The sequence below is a fragment of the Streptomyces nanhaiensis genome (assembly GCF_046614825.1).
GTDB classification, from domain to species: Bacteria; Actinomycetota; Actinomycetes; order Streptomycetales; family Streptomycetaceae; genus Streptomyces; species Streptomyces radiopugnans.
This window is the reverse complement of record NZ_JBKJFM010000044.1, coordinates 22,682-37,544: the sequence shown is the minus strand read 5'-3', so window position 1 is coordinate 37,544 and position 14,863 is coordinate 22,682. Positions and strand designations below refer to the sequence as shown.

11 protein-coding genes are annotated in these 14,863 nt (G+C 73.2%); 3 read left to right on the top strand and 8 right to left on the bottom strand.

Translation table 11 applies throughout. The features are described 5' to 3' along the window. Positions 1–4,387: AMP-binding protein (locus ACLIYP_RS12830; protein WP_412713277.1), on the bottom strand; the 4,387-nt coding region annotated here is incomplete at its 3' end. Between the two features lie 282 nt (positions 4,388–4,669). Between ACLIYP_RS12830 and ACLIYP_RS12825 the strand changes: the two genes are divergently transcribed. The 3 genes from ACLIYP_RS12825 (at position 4,670) to ACLIYP_RS12815 (ending at position 7,298) form a co-directional block, all read left to right on the top strand. Continuing rightward, positions 4,670–5,566: a MurR/RpiR family transcriptional regulator gene (locus ACLIYP_RS12825; RefSeq protein ID WP_412713276.1), complete on the top strand. Its 897-nt coding sequence runs from the start codon at positions 4,670–4,672 to the stop codon at positions 5,564–5,566. 257 nt (positions 5,567–5,823) lie between these two features. Next, a complete protein-coding gene (locus ACLIYP_RS12820; protein ID WP_412713275.1) occupies positions 5,824–6,531 on the top strand; it encodes a LuxR C-terminal-related transcriptional regulator in 708 nt (235 codons plus the stop codon). Between the two features lie 194 nt (positions 6,532–6,725). Next, positions 6,726–7,298: a flavin reductase family protein gene (locus ACLIYP_RS12815; protein ID WP_412713274.1), complete on the top strand. Its 573-nt coding sequence runs from the start codon at positions 6,726–6,728 to the stop codon at positions 7,296–7,298. Between the two features lie 92 nt (positions 7,299–7,390). Here the strand turns inward: ACLIYP_RS12815 and ACLIYP_RS12810 are convergent, their stop codons facing one another. From ACLIYP_RS12810 to ACLIYP_RS12780, 7 genes are all read right to left on the bottom strand, one after another. Beyond that, complete coding sequence (locus ACLIYP_RS12810; protein WP_412713273.1) at positions 7,391–8,947, bottom strand: tryptophan halogenase family protein; 1,557 nt, start codon at positions 8,945–8,947, stop codon at positions 7,391–7,393. A 47-nt stretch (positions 8,948–8,994) separates the two neighbouring features. Then, positions 8,995–9,825, bottom strand: a complete 831-nt coding sequence (locus tag ACLIYP_RS12805) for a tryptophan 2,3-dioxygenase family protein (protein WP_412713272.1) — start codon at positions 9,823–9,825, stop codon at positions 8,995–8,997. Next, positions 9,819–11,162: a cation:proton antiporter gene (locus ACLIYP_RS12800; protein ID WP_412713271.1), complete on the bottom strand. Its 1,344-nt coding sequence runs from the start codon at positions 11,160–11,162 to the stop codon at positions 9,819–9,821. The genes ACLIYP_RS12805 and ACLIYP_RS12800 overlap by 7 nt, the downstream gene beginning before the upstream one ends. Before the next feature lie 357 nt (positions 11,163–11,519). Next, complete coding sequence (locus tag ACLIYP_RS12795; protein ID WP_412713270.1) at positions 11,520–12,116, bottom strand: TetR/AcrR family transcriptional regulator; 597 nt, start codon at positions 12,114–12,116, stop codon at positions 11,520–11,522. A gap of 46 nt (positions 12,117–12,162) precedes the next feature. Then, the gene (locus ACLIYP_RS12790; protein WP_412713269.1) at positions 12,163–12,963 is read right to left on the bottom strand and encodes a hypothetical protein; all 801 of its coding nucleotides are present in this window, start codon (positions 12,961–12,963) and stop codon (positions 12,163–12,165) included. Continuing rightward, positions 12,960–13,904 (bottom strand): ABC transporter ATP-binding protein, encoded by a 945-nt coding sequence (locus tag ACLIYP_RS12785; RefSeq protein ID WP_412713268.1) that lies wholly within the window; start codon positions 13,902–13,904, stop codon positions 12,960–12,962. Before ACLIYP_RS12785 ends, ACLIYP_RS12790 begins: the two co-directional genes overlap by 4 nt. Before the next feature lie 354 nt (positions 13,905–14,258). Then, a complete protein-coding gene (locus ACLIYP_RS12780; RefSeq protein ID WP_412713267.1) occupies positions 14,259–14,840 on the bottom strand; it encodes a TetR family transcriptional regulator in 582 nt (193 codons plus the stop codon). Positions 14,841–14,863 lie beyond the last annotated feature (23 nt).

Below are 14,863 nucleotides of genomic sequence, written 5' to 3'. Positions count from 1 at the left end.
CCGGGGCCAGCGCCCGCACCCGGCCGGGCAGATCCACCGGAATCCAGTCACCCGACAGCAGCACCACCCGCAGCGCAACCGCAGCCGAGGCCCCCGCCGCGTGCTCCACCAGCATCGCCATCAACGCCGGCACCGAGTTCCACACCGTCACCCCGTGCTCGACCACCAACTCCAGCCAGTGCCCCGGATCACGGCCGCTGCCCGGACGCGGCAGCACCAGCGTCCCGCCCGCCCCCAGCACCCCGAACACGTCGTACACCGACAGATCGAAACTCAGCGACGACAACCCCAGCACCACATCCCCCGGCCCCACCGAGAACCGCTCACTCACATCCGCGCACGTGTTCAGCGCCGCCCGGTGCGAGACCGCCACCCCCTTGGGCAACCCCGTCGACCCCGACGTATAGATCACATACGCCAGATCACCAGGAGACTGGGGCCTGGGCGGGGTCGCCGCCGGAACCGGTTCCGTGAGGTCGACGGTCTGCTGGAGCACTCCGTCCGGCCAGGTGACCGGCGGGCCGTCGGCGGCCGTCAGCACGATCCGGGCTCCGCCGTGCTCGACGAGGTAGCGGCGCCTTTCGGCGGGGAGTTCGGGGTCGATGGGCAGATACGCGCCCCCCGCCAGCAGCACCCCCAGCGCCGCCACGATCTGCGCCCGCCCCTTGGGCAGCGCCACCCCCACCAACCGGCCCGGCCCCACCCCCAGCTCCCGCAACCGATGAGCCACCGCACAGGCACGGTCCCGCAACTCCCCGTAGGACAACACACCGTCGGCCGCCACCACCGCCGTCTTGCCCGGCCGCTCCCCGGCCCACTCCAGCACCCCCGAGTACAGCAACCCCTCCGGCACCGGACCGTCCGTCGCGTTCGCCGCCTCCACCAGCGCCGCATGCCCCGCCGGCAACAGCGACCCCGGCCCCGAGACCCACACCTCCTCGTCCTCGGCCAGCTCCCCCAGCACCCGGCAGTACGCCGCGAACATCTCGTCCACCACACCCGCCGGGAACAACTCCTCCACCGCGTCCCAGTTGAACGCGAGCCCCGCGTCCTCCTCCCAGACCTGGTGGTCCAGCAGGACCTGCGGGGTCTGGGAGATGCCGTGGACCCACTCCCCCAGCCACTCCACCGGCAGGTCGGGGCCGCCGTCGCGGGCCTGGCCGCGGGCGCTGGCGAAGACCACGGGGGCCAGGAGGCCGTCGGTGGCGCCGCGCCGCTGTGCCAGGTCGCGCAGCACCCGGACGCCGCTGTACGAGCGGTGCTCCAGGTCGGCCCACAGCTGCCGCTGGATCCGGGCGGCCAGGTCCGCCGTTCCCCGCGCCGCGGACAGGTCGATCTCCAGCAGTGTCACGGAGGTGAAGTCACCGATGACCTGCTCGATGTCGGGGTGCAGCGGCAGCCGGTTGAACGTCGGTATGTTGAGGCTGAAGCGGGGGCTGCGGGACCAGCGGCCGATGACGGTGGCGTAGGCGGCGATCAGCACCGCCGACGGGGTGACGCCCAGCGCCGCGGCGCGCTCGCGGACGCGTTCCCAGGCCGGTGCGTCCAGGCGTGAGGCCAGCCGCCGGAAGCGGGGCGCGCGGATCGACTCCACCGGTGCGGCCAGCGGCAGTTCGGGGCCGGCCGGGAGCGTGTCGACGCGCCGTTCCCAGTACTCACGCGCCGCCTCGTACGAGGGGCCCTCGGCGAGCCGGGCCGCCTCGGTCACGTAGTCGCGGAAGCCGACGCCGGGCACGGGCAGCGGCGCGTCGGGCTCCTCGTACAGCGCCTGCCACTCGCGGAAGAACAGCCGCAGGCTCCACACGTCGAAGATCAGCAGGTCGAGACCGATGTGAACCCGGGTGCGCCCGCCGTCCAAGACGGTGACGCGGATGTCGAACAGGGGCCAGCGGTCGAGGGGCAGGACGTCGTGCGACATCCGCTCGCGCACCGACGCCAGATGGCTCTCCACCTCCTCGGCGCCGGCACCGCGCAGGTCGTACTCGACGACGGGTGTGTGTCCGGTCCGCTCCGGCGGCAGGACGCGCTGGGTGCCGTCGGAACCGATCACCGCGCGGAGCATGCCGTGCCGGGCGACCATGCGGTCCAGCGCGGTGCGCAGCCGGACGGTGTCGAGACCGGTGGCGTCGAACTCTGCGAAGAAGTGGGTGGAGACCCCTCCGAGGGGGAATTCGGTGCCGCGTCCGACCAGGTAGGCGTGCTGGAGGTCGGTGAGCGGGAAGGGCTCGTGGCGGCTTTCCGGGTCGGTGGCCGGTTCCGCGGACCGCTCCACGGGGGTCTCCGCCGCCCCGGTTTCCGGGAGGCGTTCGGCGAGTGTGCCGGCCAGTTCGCGGACCGTGCCGCCGCCGATCTCGGACATCGGGAGCAGTACGCCCAGTTCGCGGTGGAGCGCGCTGCGCAGCTCCATCGTGCGCAGCGAGTCCAGCCCGAGCCGGAGCAGGGTCCGGTCCTCGGCCACGTCGCGCGGCTCGATGCCGAGCGCGGCGCCGAGCAGGCGGCGCAGTTCCCCGGCGACCAGGGTGGTACGGGTGCCGGGCCCGGCGGTGCGGAGCCGTTCGAGCAGGGGCGCCCCGGGCTCCCCGGCCGGAGCGGCCGCGGCGGATCCGGGGTCGGAGCGCCGGCCGCGGGCCGTGGCCAGCGGCCTCAGTTCGCCCGCGTCGAAGGCCGTGCGGCAGGCCGTGCGCCGTACCTTTCCGCTGGCTGTCCTGGGCACCTGCCGGTGCGGGACCAGGACGACGGCGTACACGTCCACCTCGTGGGCGGCGGTGACGGCGCGGCCGAGCTCGGCGGCGAGCTCGGCCGGGTCGCCGATCCCGGCCAGGGCGGCGTCGTCGACGCCCTGCACCACGACCAGTCGCTCCTCGTCGTCGCGCTCTACGGAGAACGCGGCCGCGGGCAGGCCGGCGAGCGGCGGGTGCGCCTGGCGGCAGGTGAGTTCGATGTCCTGGGGGTGGAGGTTGCGGCCGCGGACGATGACGAGTTCCTTCAGGCGGCCGCACACGACGAGTTCGCCGTCGTGCAGGAAGCCCAGGTCGCCGGTGCGCAGATGGTGTCTGCCGCCGTCGGCGAGGACCCCGTGGAAGGTGGCGGCGGTCTCCACGGTGCGCCGCCAGTAGCCGTCCATGACGACGGAACCGGAGATCCACACCTCGCCGACGCGGCCCGGCGGGCACTCCTGACGGGTGTCGGGGTCGACGATGAGCAGTTCGGCGCCCACGCCGGGGGATCCGCAGCCGATCAGTGTGCGGACGCGGCGGGTCTCCCCGTCCGCGGGCTCGACCCTGCCGTGTTCCAGGGCCTCGGCGTCCAGGTCGAGCCGCAGGGGAGGCCTGGGGCCCCGGTGGCCAGTGACGATCAGCATCGTCTCGGTGAGGCCGTACGCGGGGAACAGCGCCTCCCGGCGGAACCCGTACGGCGAGAACGCCCGGCTGAACTCCTCCAGCGTGCGGGCCCGGATGCGCTCGGCGCCGATCAGCGCGGCGGACCAGTGCGACAGGTCGAGCCCCGCGCACTCCTCCTCGGTCGCGGCGGCGGTACAGCGCTCGTAGCCGAACGGCGGGCCGCCGCTGAGGACGGGGGCTCCGGCGTCGCCGACGGCGCGCAGCCAGCGCATCGGCTCGGCGACGAAGTCGGCGGGATCGATCAGGGTGGCGCTGCCGCCGACGTACTGGGCGAGCAGCACGCTGCCGAGGCCGAGGGCGTGGTGGGCGGGCAGCCAGTTGACCACGTGCCCGCCGTCGGGGAGTCCGCTGCGCTCGCGCTGGAGCTCCAGGGTGGCGCGGAGCTGTGCGTGCGGGATGGTCACGCCCTTGGGCCGGGAGGTCGAGCCGGAGGTGTAGAGCAGCAGCGCCGGCTGCGTGGGACCCGGTCGTGCGGGGGCGGGCGGGTCCTCCAGGCCGGTGGCGGGCAGCTCGTCGAGGCAGAGCCAGGCGACCGGGGCCGCGGCGCCGCGTTCCAGCATCGGGCGGCACACGTTCATGACCGCCCGGGTGGTGACCACCGCGGAGACCTCCGCGTCCGTGGCCACGTCGACGAACCACTCCCCGCGTTCCCGGTCGCCGGGCGGGGGCGGCGGGATCGGTACGGCGGCGGCACCGAGGTGCCAGGCGCCCTGGCAGGTCGCGAAGAGGTCGGTGCCGCCGGGCAGCAGCGCCAGCACGCGGTCCCCGGGGGCGACGCGGTCGTGCAGGGCGGCGGCGATCGCCCGGGCGCGCCGGTGCAGTTCGCCGCGGGTGGTGTGTTCGACGATGTCGGGGGCTCCGGGGGCTCCGCCGGGGCGGATCACGCGCAGGGAGGCGTGTCCGGGGTCGGCCTCGGAGAGCGCGCGCAGCACTTCGGCCGGCGTCTGTGTGCCCCGTGCCGACCGGGTCCTCACGATGTCGGCCATCGGTACTCCCCTCACACCGCGGCGGCCCGCGGTCACGGAACAGGTCGGTTCGCGGATCACCGTGCCACCGGTGGGAGCTCCCTCCCAGGCTCAAGCGCTGTGCCAGAAAGGGCCGGTCCTCCCGTGCCCGGCGGAGGGGGGCCGACGGGGTACCCGAGTGGCCACCGCCCGTGGGCGGCTCCGGGCGGGGTGCCCCCACCGGGCGCCGGAACCACCGGTGCGCCGCCCGTGGCCTCCCGGGCGGCTTCGGGTACGGTGCGGCCCAGGGAGGGGTGATCGTTTGTGAGCGTCGGGAAGCAAGCGCTTGGGGAAACTCTGCGTAAGGAGTTGGGCCGTTTCAGTCGCGCCGAACGACGGGTGGCGCGTGTACTGCTCGCGGACTACCCGGCGGCCGGTCTGACCACGGTCGCCGCGCTCGCGGACCGCGCGGGGGTCAGTGCGCCCACGGTCGTGCGGTTCGCGCGCCGTTTCGGTTTCGCGAGCTACACCGACTTCCAGCAGGCGCTGCGCCGGGAGGTCCAGGAGCGTCAGGTGTCTCCGCTGACGCGCTTCCCCGGGCCCGTGCGCGACGCCGGCCGGGGCGGGGACGGGGACCGCGCCGGGGAGCACGGCACCGAGAGCCTCGTCGACTACGCCTGCGAGGTGCTCACCGCCGGCACCCGGGAGACTCTGACATCGTTGCCGCCCGACGAGGTGCGCGCGGCCGTCGGCCTCCTGGCCGACCCGTCGAACCGGCTGACGCTGGGCGGCGGCCGGTTCACCCGGCTGCTCGCGCACTACTTCGCGCTCCATCTGATGCAACTGCGGCGCGGTGCGCGGCTGTTGCCGGTAGGCGATGTCGAACTCGCCTCGTTCCTGGCCGAGGTGGACCGCAGGGACGTGCTCGTCCTCTTCGACTACCGCCGCTACGAGCAGGCCACCTCGGACATCGCCCGGCTCGCCCGGAACTCCGGGGCGAAGATCATCCTGTTCACGGACCGCTGGCTCTCCCCGGTGGCGGGATTCGCCGACGTCGTCCTGTCCGCCGCCGTGGAGGCCCCCTCCTCGTACGACAGCCTTGTGCCGACCCTCGCCGTCATCGAGACGCTCGTCGCGGAGTTGATCCGGACCGGCGGGGGCATAACCCCTTCACACCTCAAGCACGTCGAACGAATCTCCCAGGATCTTCGCCTTCTGTAACAACTCCCGGCGGCCGCCCTTCCGGAGCTTGAGGCGATCCTCCGAGCACAATACGGAACATTTGGCACTTCTAACGATGTTACATCTTCCTATTACATCCTCAGGGTTGTAACGTCCCGGCCATGGCGTCACGAGACGCTGCCGACAGAGCGGGGCACCGGCAACCCCCACGAGCCGGTCCCCCGTCCGGCCCGGCGCAGTCCTCCGCGCCCGGCAACCCCCACGTTTGATCGGCCCAACCCCGAGGAGGGTGATCGGTGAGTGAACAGACGGTCCGCCACCACGACGTCATCGAACTGAGGAAAATCCACCCGGTCCCCCGCCCCCTGCAAGTGGCCGTGCTCCACGAGGACGAGATCATCCGCCGCGGCCTGGAGATGCTGCTGCACGCGATGCCCGGTATCGGTCTGGTCCACGTCTCCGACGTCCCCCTGCTCGCGGGCGGTGCTCTGACACGGTGCCGGCCCGACATCGTGCTGCTGCCCGCCTCCCTGGAGACCTCCACGCTCCAGGAACTGCTGGACACCGCGCACGAGGCCGGCGCCAAGGCGCTGCTGATGCTGACCGCCCCCGACCGCGAGGCCGTCCGGCGTGCCAGCAGGCTGGCAGCCGACGGCTTCCTCCTCGAGACGGGGCTGAACGCCGGCACACTGGGCCACGCGGTGGAAGCGGTGGCACGCGGCGAGATACCGGTGCCGCCCAGTCTGGTCCGCGAACTGCTGTCGGAGGTGAAGACCGGCGGCCGCTGCGAGCGCGGACCTCAGCTCACCCCGCGCGAGGAGGCCGCGCTCGCCCTGCTGGTACAGGGCATGAGCAACAAGCAGATCGCCCGGCGCCTGGGCATCTCCGAGCACGGGGCCAAGCGGCACGTCTCCAACGTGCTGGCCAAGCTCAACTGCCCCAACCGTACGGTGGCCGCGGTCGTCGCCGTGCAGGACGGGCTGATCGCCGCGCCCGCGCACTGACACGGCGCGGCCGACCGGCGAACCGGCGCACCGGCGAACCGGCGCACCGGAACCGAGGGGACCCCGACCGGCCACCCCGGCCGGGGTCCCCTCACTCGCGCTCCGTCCGGCCGTCGTACCGCACGGCGAAGCCTCCTAGCGTGGCCCGGGATTCCCGACGCCGTGCCGGCAAGCAGCGAAAGGCGGACCGCCCCATGTCGAGCACCACTTCCGGTCACCACGGGCAGAGCGAACGCGCGGACACCGTTCCGCGGGAGGTGGACGCGGACAGCTTCCGGGCCCTGATGAGTGGTCACCCCAGCGGTGTGGCCGTGGTGACCACCATCGACGCACGGGGTGTGCCGCGCGGCCTGACCTGTACGTCGGTGTGCAGCGTCGGCCTGGAGCCGCCGAGCCTGCTGGTGTGCCTGGACAACCGCAGCGGCACGCTGCGAGCGCTCTCCGAGAGCGGGGTGTTCGCGGTCAACCTGCTGCACACCCGCGGCCGGGGCGCCGCCCAGACCTTCGCGACCGCCGGCCCCGACCGCTTCTCCGAAGTCGCCTGGGAGCCGACCGAGCGGCACGCGGTGCCCCGGCTCACCGACGACGCCCGTGCGGTGGCGGAGTGCCGGGTGCTCCACACCCTTCCCGCCGGGGACCACACCGTGGTCGTCGGCGCGGTCGAGGACGTGGTATTCAGGCCGCGCGCACGTCCGCTGCTCTACGGTGAGCGCCGCTACGCCGGCTGGCCCCGGCCGCCCGAGGACTCCGGGACCGTGGGCGGCTGAGGCGCGTTCCGTTCACCGGAGCCGCCGGGGAACGGAACGCGCGTGCGGCGCCGGGGGCCGAAGCCCCCGACGCCGCGGCAGGTGGCAGGCCGTCAGCGGCCGGCGTGCAGACGCGCCAGGTACTCGTACTGGCTGGGCAGTTCCTCCACCAGGCGGGCGGCGTGCTCACGCAGCTCGGCGAACTGCCTGCGGGCCTCGCCGCCCTCCAGCAGGCCCAGCGCGGCGTGGGGGCGGGCCGGCGGCCGTCCCAGGCCGAGCAGCATCACGTCGTACGAGTACGACTCGAAGCCGTGGTAGTACGGGTAGACGCTGCTCGCGTCGGGCAGCCGGGCCTCCCACAGCCGCAGCCGCTCCGCCATCCCGTCCGGCAGCCGCCGGTCCTCGGTGGCCTTCCAGTACGGGGTGTCGTTGCGGGTGGAGGCCTTGTAGTGGAGGACCAGGAACTCGCGTACGCCCTCCAGGCAGCGCGCGACGCTCTCGTTGTAGCCGCGGGCCAGGTTCGCGTCCCAGTCGGCGTCGGGGAAGTGCCTCACCAACTGCTCGATGCCGTGCTGGATGAAGAAGATGCCGGTGGACTCCAGCGGCTCGACGAAGCCGCTGGAGAGCCCGATCGCCACGCAGTTGTTCACCCATGAGCGGCGGTTGCGGCCGATGCGCATCCGGATGTGGTTGGCCTCGGCGTCCTTCGCCCTCGGCCCGACGAAGGCCCGCAGCTCCGCCTCCGCCTCCTCCGGCGAGCAGAACTGCGAGGAGTACACGTAGCCGGTGCCGATCCGGCCGAACAGCGGAATCGTCCAGATCCATCCGCAGTCGCGTGCGGATGCGGTGGTGTAGGGCGCCATTCCCTCGCGCTCGACGTCGACCGGCACCCGCAGTGCCACCGCACGGTCGTTGGGGAGCACGTCCTGGAAGGACTCGAAGGGCTCCCCCAGCGTCTTGTTGATGAGCAGGCCGCGGAAGCCGGTGCAGTCGATGAACAGGTCCGCCTCGATCTCGCCGTGCTCGCGGGTGACGATCCCCGAGATCCAGCCGCGCTCGTCCTGGCGTACCTCCACGACGTCGTCGAGGACCCGCCGCACCCCGCGCCGGGTGCCGAAGTCGGCGAGGAAGCCGGCCAGCCGGGCGGCGTCGAAGTGGTAGGCGTACGGGAACTGGGTGTCCTGCTGGAACATCGTCGTACGGCGCGGACGGTCACCGCCGTCGTGCAGCGACCGCTCGAACAGCTCGCCGTCGAACTGCTTCGGCGAGCGCTTGGCCTCGCACAGCGCGGGCAGCACGTAACAGGCCTCGTCGAAGCGCCGCTCGCCGTCGTCCAGCTTCAGCCACCAGTCGGCGAGCGAGAAGCCGTCGGCCACCCGCAGTCGTTCGAAGGGGTGGTAGAAGTGCTCGCCCTGGCCGCGCCAGTTCTCGAAGCGGATGGCCAGCTTGTACGAGCCGTTGCACGCGGGCATCCACTCGTGCTCGGCCAGTCCGAGGTAGTCGAAGAAGTGCCGGACGGTGCTGAACGTGGCCTCTCCCACGCCGACCGTCGGTACGTCGGCCGACTCCACGAGTGTGACGGGCAGTCTGTCGCCGAAGGTGGCTTGCAGGTAGGTGGCCGTCATCCAGCCCGCCGTACCTCCGCCGACGATCACCACGCTGTTGACCATGCGGTCGTTCTCCTCTCGGGGGTTTCCGGTCGCGGGCCGTGCGGGGTTCACCCGGCGGTCCCGCCTGACCCGGTGGCTCCGGCATCCGCGCCGGCGTCCGCGCCGGCTGCAAGGGTGTTGCGCAGTTCCCACAGGTAGGGGAAGAACCGGTGGCGCAGAGTCCGCTCCAGATAGCCGGTGGAGGCTCCTCCGGTGCCCCTGGCACCGCCGATCATCCGCCGTACCAGGGCGACGTGCTCGGTGCGCCAGCGCAGCCACAGCTCGTCGTAGTCCATCAGCAGCTCGCTGAGGACGTACAGCACGGAGGCCGAGCGGGGGCCGGTGTACAGCTCGGCCCAGTCGGTGAGGCCGTCCCGGCGGGCCGCGTCCTGGTGGGCCTGGGCGACGCTTCGGTGGCGCAGACCGCGCGTGACGGCCTCGGGCAGCGTGCCGCCGCACGCGGCGCGCAGATCGTCCAGATAGCCGTCGTCGCGCAGGCCCGACCCCACCTCCAGTTCCCGGAACTGCGCGGACTGCAGGCCGCTGGCGCCGTCCAGACGGCCGCGGAAGGAGTGGAAGCCGCCGGGCGGCAGGTCGCGCAGGGTGCGCAACTGGCCGAGGAGCGCGTACATGACGCCGTTGACCCGGCGCATGGCGGCGCAGCTCTCGGCCAGGCGGTCGGCGTCCATGAGCCGGACCAGCCGCCGCAGGTCGTGGACGAGGAGTTTGAACCACAGTTCCATGGCCTGGTGGACCACGATGAAGTGCAGTTCGTCGGCGTGGGGGCTCAGGGGCCGCTGGATGTCGAGCAGTTCGGGCAACCGCAGGTAGTCGTCGTAGGTCAGCCGGCGGTCGGGAGCGGCTGTGCCGTCGTGCCGCCCGGTGGTGGCCGTCACCATCGTGTGCTTCCTTCCGTTCTGGTCGGCGCGAGCCGCCCGGCGGGCGCCGGTGTCGTCGTACCTCCGGCGGCGGGGCCGCCCCGGGTACGCAGCAGCAGGGCCAGGGGTGGGGCGACCACGGTGCTGATCAGCGCCATGACGGCGAAGACCGTGTAGAGCCCCGGGGTGATCAGGCCGTGCCGGAGGGCGGTGTCGAGCAGCACCAGTTCCATCAGGCCTCGCGCGTTCATCAGCACGCCCACCGAGGCGGCCTCCCGCCAGGTGAAGCCGGACAGGCGCATGGCGAGCGTGCAGGAGCCGAACTTGCCGGCGAACGCGACCAGCAGCACCAGTGCGAGGAGTCCGGCGCCGACGCCCGCCCGGAACACCTCGGGCCGGAGGTTCAGACCCGCGTAGACGAAGAACACCGGCAGCAGCAGATGGGCGACCAGCGGCTCGCACCGGGTGAGCAGTGCGTCGGCGAGCGGGCCGCGCGGCATCGCGACGCCCAGCACGAAGGCCCCGAACACCGCGTGCACGCCGAGTTCCTCGGCTGCGAACGCGCAGCTCATCAGCAGCACGATCGTCCCGGGCAGCACCCAGCCGCGCAGCGAGGTGCCGTCGAAGGCGTACTGCGCCAGACGGCTCAGCAGCAGTCGCCCGGGCCCCAGCACCAGCAGCGTGTAGCCGAGTACGGCGGCGAGCACGGCCAGCGCCGCCGAGGGCGTGCTCCCACGGCCGGCCGGTACGGCGGCCAGCAGCACCCAGGCGGCGGCGTCGGTCACGGCCGCGGCACTGAGCGCGACGGTGCCGGTCGTCCGTCCGGCCAGGCCGAGTTCGTGCACCATGCGGGCGAGCACCGGGAACGCGGTGACCGACATGGCGGCCCCGCACAGCAGTGCCGCCACCGCGGGGTCGGTGCCGTCCGGGAAGAACCGGGTGTCGGCGGCGAGCCTCCAGCCCAGCCAGCCGCCCAGCAGCAGGGGTACGACCAGGCCGGACACGGAGGTGAGGGCCGATCCGGACAGGTTCCCCACCAGGCCCCGGCGGTCCAGGCGCAGCCCCATCAGGAACATGCAGACCACGAGCCCGAGCTGGCCGATCATCTGGAGGACCAGCAGCGACGGGTGGGGCACCCTCTCCTGGCCGATGTCCAGGCTCACCGGGAACAGCCCGCCCTGCACCGAGGGCAGCACCAGACCGAGCAGAGCCGGACCGAGCAGGAATCCGGCGGCCATGTCGGCCACGACCTGCGGGAGCCCCACACGGCGCAGCAGCCGCCCGGCGACCAGGCACACGGCCGTCACCACCGCGAGCTGCAGGAGCATGCGGGCGGTCAGCTCGGAGGCGTCGGGCACTGCGCTCCCCCTTCGGGCGGTCGTCTCGGCGCGGGCTGGGAACCACGCCTGACCTTCCCCGCAACGCCGTGGCCGCGGCAGACCCGGTGGAGGTGTCAGAACGAGCGTGTCCGACGTGCCCGTTCGGGCACGTCGATGTGCATGGGCCCGGTGCCCCGGACGGACATCGACCGGACGGACATCGACCGGACGGACGCCGATCGGCCGGACACCGACCGTCCGGCGGCGCGCCCGTCCGCGCTCACGCGCCCGCGCCGGTGCCACCGGTCCCGTGGAGGGCGCAGGCCGCTCGCCGGGTACCGGGTGCACGCGTCGGGCCCGGCCGCCGGCGCCGGTGGGCGGCGCCCGCCGCCCCGGTCACGGGGCCGGCGGCTCCAGGCCCTTCAGGACGATCTCCACGGCCTCGCGGATGCCGGGCAGGGAGGGCGGCGGCTGCCGGTCGCCCGGGGCGGGCGGGTTCATCGCCAGTCCGAACAGCAGCGCGAGCAGTACGACGGCGCCCTGGGCCGCGTCCACGTCGCCGCGCACCCGGCCCAGTCGCTGCTCGGCCCGGAGGTACTCGGCCAGCCGTCCGGGCGGGCCGGGCAGGGTGCCGGGGGGCGGGGCGGCGCGGGCGAGTTCGGGGTCGGTGAGGACGGCCAGTTCCAGCGGAAGGATGTCGGCGCGCAGACCGGCCAGATGGGTGAGGCAGTCGGTGAGGTTGGCTGCGACGGTGGCGGTGCCGGCGCGGGCGGGCAGGGTCTCGACCCAGTCGATGACCTGCTGGTTCTGCCGGAAGATCGCTTCGGCGAAGAGGGCGGCCTTGTCGGGGAAGTGCCGGTAGAGGGTGCCTTCGGCGACGCCTGCCGCCTGGGCGATGGCCCGGGTGGTGGTCTTGGCGTATCCGAGTTCGCCGACGAGCCGGATGGTGGTGGCGATCAGCTTGGCTCGTGTGGCGTCGCCGCGGGCGGCCATGGCACGTCCCCTTTCTCGAGTCTCTCGAGGTGTGTGGTCGCGGAGGTCAGTCCGTGATGTCGCGGCGCTTGAACACCGTGAAGGCGATGCCCAAGCCTACGAGCGTGTAGAGGGCGCCCATCATGAGGGCGCTGCTGTAGGGGATCCCGGGGGTACCGCCCTGGGCCAGCGCGCTCAGCGTGGCACCGGGTGTCCAGTCGGCGATCGCGTCGAGCGCCGCGGTGATCACGGACTCGACGACGAGGACGTAGCCCACGCCGACGGAGATGGAGATGGCGGCGGAGCGGGTGACCAGGGCCAGGACGAGACCGATGACGCCCCAGACGAGCAGGGTGCAGAACAGGTTGACCCAGGCGCCTGCCAGGACGGGGCCGATGTCCTGCCCCCAGGCGGAGACGTCGACGTCGCCGGCGCCGGCGGCCATGGGCGCGATGACCAGGTTGGCGATCAGCGCGACGGTGGCGGCGGCGGCCGTCCACACGGTCAGCGCCGCGACCTTGCCCAGCAGGAGCCTGACCCGGTCGGGCTGGGCGGAGGCCAGCAGCCGGATCAGGCCGGTGCTGTAGTCACCGGCCGTGGCGATCGCCCAGAAGGAGAGGGTGACCACGCCGTACATGCCGGCGGCCGAGGACAGCCCCGCCACGATGCCGTCCGCGGACTGCCACTGGGCGAGGGTGGGGAAGCTGACACCGGGACCGCTCGCGGGCGGGGCCGAGGTGTCGCCGACCACCTGGGCCAGCACCGTGTTGATCATGGCGGTGAACAGGACGGTCAGTCCGAACCAGCCCAGCAGCACGCCCTTGCGGCGGGTCCGTATGAGTTCGCTGCGCATCGCGTTGATCATCATGCCCTCTTCTCCGCGGCCGCCGCGCGTGCCGCCGTCAGGTCCTGGTCGTTGCCGCCGGTCATCTCGAGGAAGATCTCCTCGAGGCTGCTGCGGACGGCTGTCAGTGATCGCAGGGTGATGCCGCCGCGGGCGGCGGCGCGGTTGATGTCGGGCCCCTGGTGCTCCTCGGCCACGACGCCGAGCCGCCCGTCGCCGGTGTGCTCGACCTGCCAGCCGTCCGCCGACAGCGCCGAGTGCAGGGCGGCCAGGTCGTGGTCGTGTTCGGGCGCGACCTCGATGCGCTGCCGGGTGCGGCCGAGCAGTCCGGTGATGGGGCCGCTGTAGACGAGATGGCCGAAACGGATGACGACCAGGTGGTCGCAGACCGCCTCGATCTCGGACAGGAGGTGGGAGGAGACCAGCACCGTCCGGCCCGAGCGGGCCAGTCCGGCCAGCAGTCCGCGGATCTCCACGATGCCGGACGGGTCGAGCCCGTTGGTCGGCTCGTCCAGGACGAGCAGTTCCGGATCGGGCAGCAGCGCCACGGCGATGCCCAGCCGCTGCTTCATCCCCAGGGAGAAGCGCTTCACCGGCTCCCTGTCCCGGCCGGTCAGCCCCACCGTCCGGAGCACCTCGTCCACCCGCGACGGCGGCAGGCCGCGCAGGCGGGCCAGCGACAGCAGGTTCGCGCGAGCCGACAGGCCGGGCACGAACGCGGGGTTCTCCACCAGCCCTCCGACCCGGCCCAGGTACCGCTCGGGATCCGTGATCGGCTCGCCGAGCACGTGCCCCGTCCCGGACGTGGGGGCGACCAGCCCCAGCAGCATGCGGATCAGGGTCGACTTCCCCGACCCGTTGGGGCCGACCAGGCCGATCACTCCGGCCTCGGGCAGCTCCAGGGTCAGCCCTTCCAGGGCGGTGACCTCGCCGAAACGGCGGGCCAGCCCCGCCGTCGTGATCACACTCATCATTCCTCCAAAGCGTGTGAGCGCTCACTCACATACTGGGTCGGCCGGACGCCGCTGTCAAACGGGCTCCTGTGCTGCGGCAGGACGGACGGAGAGCTCGGCGCCCGGACCTGCGCGGGCAGCCCGGGAGCACCGTGCCGGCGGGTCGGTTCACGTCGCGCACCGCTCAGCGCGACACACCGGTGGGGACTGTCACCGCCGAATGCGCGACAGAGGCCGGGCTCGGGCCGGGTCGGGATCGGAGGCAGGGGCGGAGGCGGGAGCAGGAGGCAGGGGCGGGGGCAGGCCCAGGCGTTCAGACGCGCGGTACGGCCTCCCCCTCCCGCGCCGCCGCGGGCCCCTCGCGCCTCAGGAGTCGCGCGCCACGCCCAGCACCGCGCAAGCGGCCCTGGACACCAGCTCGGGCGCGCCCGCGGTCAGGGTGGAGGGCAGCAGCATGTGGCTGACCGCCAGCCGCACGGCGAGGTCGGCCGCCTCCACGCGCCGCTCCTCCGCCGCGTCCGGCACCACCTCGCCCAGCCATTGCGCCAGCAGGTGCCAGGCGCTCGTGAAGACGGGGTCGGGCCTGCTCGTCAGGAACGGCAGCAGCGCGTCCGTGCCACCGCGCACCGCGGTCAGCACCGCGCCGATGAAGGGGTTGGCTCCGGCCTCGGCCAGGGCGTGGGCGACCGCGGCCTCCAACGCGGCGGCGACGTCGTCCCGGTGCTCGTCCAGCACCGCTGCGAGGCCCAGGAGGAACGCCTCGGTCTCGCGCCGCACCAGCGCCTGCCCTATGCCCGCCCGGTCGCCGAACTCCTTGTAGATCGAGGGCCGCGACACCTCCGCCCGCAGCGCGAGATCGGCCACCCGGACACGGTCCCAGCCGCCCTCGGCGGTCAGCGCGCGGGCCTCGGCCAGCACCCGCTCCCGCATCTGCTTGCGCCATGCCACCCGGGGAGGATCGGCACGGGGCG